The following is a 909-nucleotide window of genomic DNA, read 5'->3' as shown; positions in this document are numbered from 1 at the left end:
CGCGCAACAATATTACCGAAGTAGCTTATAATGTGCAGTCCACAGTAGATGCCAAACATTGCCTCCCTATTGATTACCAGGTCACCAACCACAATGATTCCAAGGCCATGGGCGCCATGATCCGCAGGTCCAAAACCATCTTAAGAACCACCACGTTCACCGCGCTCTTTGATAAGGGCTACCATACAGGCTCTGAACTGGAAATCGCCCAGAAGCTAAAGATCAAAACCTTGGTGGCCATTCCGGGTCCTGCTTCCGGTGCGCCAGACCCTAACTACAATATCCAGCATTTTATCTATGACCCAGAGCAAGACCATTATACCTGCCCGGCAAATCAGTTGCTCAAAACCAACGGGAAATACTACACCAACCACCGCGGAAAATCCAATGAATCAAAATTCAAACAATACAAAACAAAAGCCTGTAAAGGATGTCCGGTGCGGGAGTTATGCACCACGGCCAAGAACGGCAGGATCCTGGCCAGGAACAGTTATGCGCCTGTTTATGAAAAAAACAAAAGAAATATAGAAGCTGAGCCGGAATTGTACCGGCGCAGGCAGGCCATCGTGGAACATCCCTTTGGCACCATAAAGCGGCAATGGGGGTTTGACCATATCCTCTCCAAAAAAGGAATGAAACGGGCTTCGGCAGATGTAGGCTTTATCTTTATCGCCTACAATCTCAGACGGATTATGAACCTGATGGGTGAAAAAGTCTGGAAAAAGTTAGGGAAAAGCGTATATGCCTGTTTTTTGCTCCTTCTAAACCGATATAAGTCAATTTTAAAGCTTACAGACTTCTTTAAATGCGGCAGCCATGGTTTCAGGTTTATTTTATAGCATACTGTAAAAAGCCTTAGTTTAGTCCAAAATAGGCAGAAACAGCTATGTTATTAGACAGACTGCCGTT

1 protein-coding gene is annotated in these 909 nt (G+C 45.2%); it reads left to right on the top strand.

All coding sequences use genetic code 11. From position 1 onward, the window contains the following. Positions 1-839, top strand: an 839-nt coding sequence (locus RM553_RS19480) for a transposase (protein WP_311536632.1), incomplete at its 5' end; no start/stop codon positions are given. Positions 840-909: the final 70 nt, after the last annotated feature.

It is taken from the genome of Autumnicola tepida (genome assembly GCF_031846485.1).
GTDB classification, from domain to species: domain Bacteria; phylum Bacteroidota; class Bacteroidia; order Flavobacteriales; family Flavobacteriaceae; genus Autumnicola; species Autumnicola tepida.
The sequence above is the reverse complement of the archived record's forward strand: the minus strand, read 5'-3'. Positions and strand labels throughout refer to the sequence as shown.